Below are 5811 nucleotides of genomic sequence, written 5' to 3' on the forward strand. Positions count from 1 at the left end.
GCGGAAGCAAAGGCATAAGGAGGCTGTTTATGTTTCGGAAAATGCGAAGAAAAAAACAGCTTCTGTCTGAGGAAGTCAGCAGAGAAATTCTGCAGAAAAATACTTCCGGCATCCTGTCTGTGCTGGGGGACGGGGGCTATCCCTATGGTGTTCCCCTGAGCTATGTGCTGGCGGGGGACAAGATCTTCTTCCATTGTGCAAAAACAGGCCATAAGATCGATGCTATCCGCAGAGAAGAAAAAGCATCGTTCTGCGTCATCGATCAGGACAAAGTGGTTTCTGAGGAATATACCACCTATTTCCGCAGTGTCATTGCCTTCGGCAGGGTGCGTATTCTGGAAAACGAGGACGAAAAAAGAAAAGCCATCCGCATCCTGACGGAAAAATATTCCGGCGATCAGGGGGCAGAGGGCATGGAAAAAGAAATCGAAACACATTTCGCAAACCTGTGTATGCTGCAGTTTGATCTGGAGCATCTGACAGGGAAAGAATCCATTGAATTGGTAAACATGCGATAAGAAAAAGCGACAGGAAGCTCCTGTCGCTTTTTTTTGCAATGTCTGTTTTATTCTTCGGGGGAAACCATCAGGGCAAAGTCCAGCCATTCTGCCACCATCTGGAACAGGCTGTCATCGTTCTGCAGGGCCTCCAGTGTTTCTTCGTCGCTTTCGAAGGTCAGCATGTGTCTGCCGTATTCATCGTAAAAATCGGCCTGCCATTCTTCGTCTACGCGGCGGTATTTCTTCAGATACCATACGATCTCTTCTGTGTTGGTGTAGCGGTATTTGTCGTGTTTCATCTATGTTTCCTCCTTTGGGGATGTTTTTCTGTGGTTTTCTCTATCTTACCAAAAATTCCGCAGGAAAAAAAGATACAAACGAAAAATTCCTGCATAGAGTGGTTTGAGGTGAAAAATTTCGTCCATACTGGAGAGTAAAGAAAAATTAACTTGCTTTCGCAGTGTGTGCGTGGTAAAATGTTTCAATCGATAAGAGGGAGTAGCTTGCGGAGAGATCCGCTGACTGTGTTCGTCATCACGGCAGAAAAGCCCGGACACCGTCCATCAGAATCGTCTGACCGATCGAAGAAGCAAGACTTTTATTGCACAACGTTTTTTTTGCGTGCAATGAAAGTCTTTTTTTGTGCGCGAATACTTGGAAAGGAGCATATATATGGAAAAATTGTGGATGAAACAGAAAGAGGAGCTGTATTCTCTGCTGGAAAGCGATCCCCGTGGACTGACAGCGGGAGAAGCAAAAACAAGACTGGAAAAATACGGTGAAAACAAATTGCAGGAAGGGAAACGGAAAACGGTGCTGCAGGTATTTGCGGAACAGTTTGCAGACCTTCTGGTCGTGATCCTGATCATTGCGGCCATCATTTCTGCCCTGACCGGCGGCATTGAAGGTACCATTGTTATCATTGCTGTTCTGATCATGAATGCCATTCTGGGTACAGCCCAGCATTTCAAAGCACAGAAATCTCTGGACAGCCTGAAAGCCATGTCTGCACCCAATGCAAGAGTGATCCGTGATGGTGAAAAGCAGGAAATTGCCGCATCCGAACTGGTGCCCGGGGATATCCTGCTCTTAGAAGCGGGGGACGTGGCGGCGGCAGACGGCCGTATTCTGGAAAACTATTCCCTGCAGGTCAATGAATCTGCTTTGACAGGGGAATCCGAAAACGTAAATAAAATTGATGAACCTATTGAAAAGGAAGAACTGCCTCTGGGCGACCGCGTGAATATGGTCTACAGTGGCTCTTTGGTATCCTATGGCCGTGCGGTGGTTCTGGTCACAGGCACAGGCATGAATACAGAAATGGGTAAGATCGCTCATCTGATGGAATCCGCCCAGGAAAAAGCAACACCCCTGCAGCGCAGTCTGGATGATTTCTCCAAGAAGCTGTCCATTATCATTCTGGTAATCTGTGCCATCGTGTTTGGTCTGGGCATGTGGAGAGGCATGGGGCTGGGGGATGCCCTGATGTTTGCGGTGGCGCTGGCAGTAGCAGCCATTCCCGAAGCCCTGTCCTCCATCGTGACCATTGGTCTGGCCATCGGTACGCAGAAAATGGCCAAGGAAAATGCCATCATCAAAAAACTCCGTGCCGTGGAATCTCTGGGTTCCGTTTCCGTTATCTGTTCCGATAAAACAGGTACACTGACACAGAACCGCATGACTGTACAGAAAGCCTTTACACTGGGCAAGATCTGGGAAGCAGAAGGCGCAGATGCAAAAATTTCCCCTCTGAAAGAACTGGTGGAACATTCTGTACTGTGTAACGACGGCGCCATCAATGGCGAAGTGCAGGTGGGTGACCCCACAGAAACTGCCCTGCTGGCATTCATCCGTAAAGCCGGCGGTAATGAAGGGGATGTTAGAAATGCATATCCCCGTCTGAAGGAAATTCCCTTTGATTCCGACAGAAAACTGATGTCTACCCTGCATCACATCGACGGTGCATACACACTGATGACAAAGGGTGCCCCCGATGTGCTGCTGGCAAGATGCGTATCTGCGAAAACAGAAGCAGGTGTCGTGCCTATGAATGATGACTTCTGTAAGGAAATTCAGGAACAGAATGCTGCATTCTCCTCTCAGGGTCTGCGTGTACTGGCCTTTGCGGAAAAAGTGATCGGCGAAGACAGGACATTGGGTCTGGAAGATGAAAATGACCTGACATTTGTTGGTCTGATCGCTATGATGGATCCTCCCCGTGAAGAATCTGCTCCTGCAGTTGCAGACTGCCGCCGTGCAGGCATCCGCCCTGTGATGATCACAGGCGACCATAAGGTAACGGCTTCTGCTATCGCAAAACAGATCGGTATCCTGCAGGAAGGCGACAGAGCCATCGAAGGCGCAGAACTGGAACACATGACAGATGAACAACTGAGAGAAGAAGTAAAACAGATCTCCGTTTATGCCCGTGTTTCTCCCGAGCATAAAATCAGAATCGTTCGCGCGTGGCAGGAAAACGGCTGCATTGCAGCCATGACAGGGGACGGTGTTAACGATGCTCCTGCGCTGAAACAGGCGGATATCGGTATCGCCATGGGCATCACCGGTACGGAAGTATCCAAGGATGCTGCTGCCATGATCCTGACAGACGATAACTTTGCGACCATCGTAAAAGCCGTTGGCAACGGCCGAAACGTATATACCAATATCAAAAACTCCATCCAGTTCCTGCTCTCCGGTAACTTAGCCGGCATTCTGGTGGTTGTGTTTACCTCCCTGATGGGTCTTCCCCTGCCATTCACAGCAGTACAGCTGCTGTTCATCAATCTGCTGACAGACAGTTTGCCCGCTCTGGCGGTAAATATGGAACAGCCCACAGGCGACCTGCTGAATCAGAAACCCCGTGACCCCAAAGAAGGTATTCTGACGAAGGATTTCCTGAAAAATCTGGCAGTACAGGGCGGCCTGATCGCTATCGTGACCATGATGGGCTTCTACACAGGTCTGGCGGTAAATGATGCGATGGCCTGCACGATGGCCTTTGCGACTCTGTGTCTGGCACGTCTGTTCCATGGCTTCAACTGCCGCGGTACACGCTCCATCTTCCGTCTGCCCTCCAATATCTATAGCTGGGGTGCTTTTGCGGTAGGCGCGCTGTTCCTGGTGGCGGTGCTGTTTATCAAAGGCCTCCACGGGCTGTTTGATATCGACGATGCTCTGACTCTGGCTCATATCCTGAAAATCGTAGGCTTTGCCTTTATTCCTACCTTTATCATCCAGCTGAGCAGAGTGGTTCGCGGGAAATAAGAATCGAATTTCAAAGAGCGTTCTTTGGAGCGCTCTTTTTCTTCCAACAAAATAGTTGACAAAAGCAACTAAAAAGAGTATATTGTTTCTGAAAAAGGCGGTGAGGTCTATGGATGTGCAGAAAATCAGAGCATTTAACAGATACTATGCCCGTATTCTGGGGGTGTTTGATAAAAAATATCTCGGTGTGGATTTCAATGTGACAGAAGTTCGCATCATCGGGGAAATTGACAGAAATGACAGTCTGACGGCAAAGGAACTGGCAGACTTTCTTTCGGTAGATAAGGGTTATATGAGCCGTATGCTGCAGAATCTGGAGAAGAAAGGGCTGATCCAGCGTGTAAAATCAGAAACGGATGCCAGAGAGAAATTCCTTCGATTGACGGCGGAAGGGGAGGAACTGAACATTCTTCTGGAAGAAAAGGCAGACCGAAGGATTTTGCGGCAGATAGAGGGCATCAATGAAAAAGAATATCAGATTTTATTAGATGCTATGGAAAAAATTGAACGTATCATGGGCAGACCCATGCAGGATAAAGGAGAATGAATATGTATCAGCTGAGAAATACAAAAGCGGGCGAAGAACAGATCGCTATGGATATCATCAATCAGGCGAAAGTCTTCCTGAAGGAGCAGGGCATTGACCAGTGGCAGACGGGCTATCCCAATATGGAAGCCATCCTTGGTGATATTGAAAAACAGAGAGGGTATTTCTTTTTAAAAGATGGGGTGATCTTTGGTTATGCCTGCATCGATTATGAAGGCGAACCTGCCTATAACGAATTGAAGGGAAGCTGGATCAGCCCCATGGATGCAGACTATGTGGTGGTACATCGCATGGCATTTGCAAAAGAAAGCCGTGGTAAAGGTCTGGCAGATGTGGCGTTCCGTCTGGTTGCAGAGCAGGCGAAAGAAAAGGGGGTCGAAAACTTCCGCGTGGATACGGATGAAGCCAATAAAATCATGCAGCGCGTGCTGAAAAGAAATGGCTTTGCTTACTGTGGCGTGATTTGGTTCGATAACAGTGAAAAAATTGCATTCGAGAAGAAAATCTGATGGAAAAGATAGGGGATTCCTCTCTTTTTTCTTTGAAATACTTTCATATCCTCCTTCCTGTGGTATACGAATCTACCTTTATCATCCAGCTGAGCAGAGTGGTTCGCGGGAAATAAAGGGAAACATAATATTTGTATCACAGCGAAGCTCCATAGACCATAAAAGGTCTGTGGAGCTTTTTTTACGGTATTTTTATACGGCAAAATTTTCTCCGAAAAGGGGCGTTTTGCGTGAATATGTTACAGAATTCACATACTTTTTGCTGAATCCCTTTGAAAGAAATGAGAAAAAATATTTGGATGTTGTGAAAAAAAGAACAAATAGGGATGCGATTTACATAAAAATTGTGCGTTTTTTGGAAAAAGAATTGATATCCGCAAATATTGCATTTTATGAAAGATGGGGGTAATCTATGGAATGGCTTTGGGAGCCGAAGAAAGAATGAAAAGAATGATACAGAAAAGGAGATCATAAATCTATGGAAACAAAAGGTTATTTATTGGCACTGGTAATTATTCTGCTGGCCACCAAACTGATGGGGCTGATGACAGAACGCATGCGTATGCCTCAGATTGTTGGTGCGCTGCTGGCGGGTCTGCTGTTGGGGCCTGCAGGTTTTTCTATTCTGAATGAAACAGAGTTCCTCAGACAAATTGCTGAACTGGGTGTTATCTTTCTGATGTTCCACGCCGGTCTGGAAACAGATCTGCAGGAACTGAAGAAAACAGGGGCAACCTCTCTTCTGGTTGCCGTTTGTGGGGTGCTGCTGCCCCTGGTAGGCGGCACAGCCGTATATATGATGTTCTTCGGCGGCAACACACAGGCAGATCTGCTGAAGGCAGTATTCACAGGGGTGGTACTGACTGCAACTTCCGTCAGCATTTCTGTAGAAGCATTGAAGGAAATGGGCAAACTGAATACACCTATGGGTACAGTCATTATGGGTGCGGCAGTCATTGATGATATTCTGGGGATTCTGGTACTGACA

The 5811-nt window shown here is 47.3% G+C and carries 6 protein-coding genes; 5 read left to right on the forward strand and 1 reads right to left on the reverse strand.

Annotated elements, in window-relative coordinates:
* Window positions 1-29: 29 nt before the first annotated feature.
* Window positions 30-518 carry a pyridoxamine 5'-phosphate oxidase family protein gene (locus ACJMLT_RS01850; protein WP_405725731.1) on the forward strand — a complete coding sequence of 163 codons (489 nt, stop codon included), beginning with the start codon at window positions 30-32 and terminating at the stop codon, window positions 516-518.
* A gap of 47 nt (window positions 519-565) precedes the next feature.
* Here the strand turns inward: ACJMLT_RS01850 and ACJMLT_RS01855 are convergent, their stop codons facing one another.
* A complete protein-coding gene (locus ACJMLT_RS01855; protein ID WP_405725734.1) occupies window positions 566-799 on the reverse strand; it encodes a hypothetical protein in 234 nt (77 codons plus the stop codon).
* A 373-nt stretch (window positions 800-1172) separates the two neighbouring features.
* Between ACJMLT_RS01855 and ACJMLT_RS01860 the strand changes: the two genes are divergently transcribed.
* From ACJMLT_RS01860 to ACJMLT_RS01875, 4 genes are all read left to right on the forward strand, one after another.
* Window positions 1173-3767, forward strand: a complete 2595-nt coding sequence (locus ACJMLT_RS01860; RefSeq protein WP_405725737.1) for a cation-translocating P-type ATPase — start codon at window positions 1173-1175, stop codon at window positions 3765-3767.
* A gap of 109 nt (window positions 3768-3876) precedes the next feature.
* On the forward strand, window positions 3877-4314 hold the full coding sequence (locus ACJMLT_RS01865) for a MarR family winged helix-turn-helix transcriptional regulator (protein ID WP_405725740.1): 438 nt from the start codon (window positions 3877-3879) through the stop codon (window positions 4312-4314).
* 2 nt (window positions 4315-4316) lie between these two features.
* A complete protein-coding gene (locus ACJMLT_RS01870; protein WP_405725743.1) occupies window positions 4317-4823 on the forward strand; it encodes a GNAT family N-acetyltransferase in 507 nt (168 codons plus the stop codon).
* A 478-nt stretch (window positions 4824-5301) separates the two neighbouring features.
* Window positions 5302-5811: cation:proton antiporter (locus ACJMLT_RS01875; RefSeq protein WP_405725746.1), on the forward strand; the 510-nt coding region annotated here is incomplete at its 3' end.

Source organism: Anaerotignum sp. (assembly GCF_045122575.1).
Lineage (GTDB): Bacteria > Bacillota > Clostridia > Lachnospirales > Anaerotignaceae > Anaerotignum_A.

Excerpts from the sequence above, each read along its gene's own strand:
- ACJMLT_RS01850 (WP_405725731.1), top strand. The coding sequence starts at position 30 with ATGTTTCGGAAAATGCGAAGAAAAAAACAGCTTCTGTCTGAGGAAGTC.
- ACJMLT_RS01855 (WP_405725734.1), bottom strand. The coding sequence starts at position 799 with ATGAAACACGACAAATACCGCTACACCAACACAGAAGAGATCGTATGG.
- ACJMLT_RS01860 (WP_405725737.1), top strand. The coding sequence starts at position 1,173 with ATGGAAAAATTGTGGATGAAACAGAAAGAGGAGCTGTATTCTCTGCTG.
- ACJMLT_RS01865 (WP_405725740.1), top strand. The coding sequence starts at position 3,877 with ATGGATGTGCAGAAAATCAGAGCATTTAACAGATACTATGCCCGTATT.
- ACJMLT_RS01870 (WP_405725743.1), top strand. The coding sequence starts at position 4,317 with ATGTATCAGCTGAGAAATACAAAAGCGGGCGAAGAACAGATCGCTATG.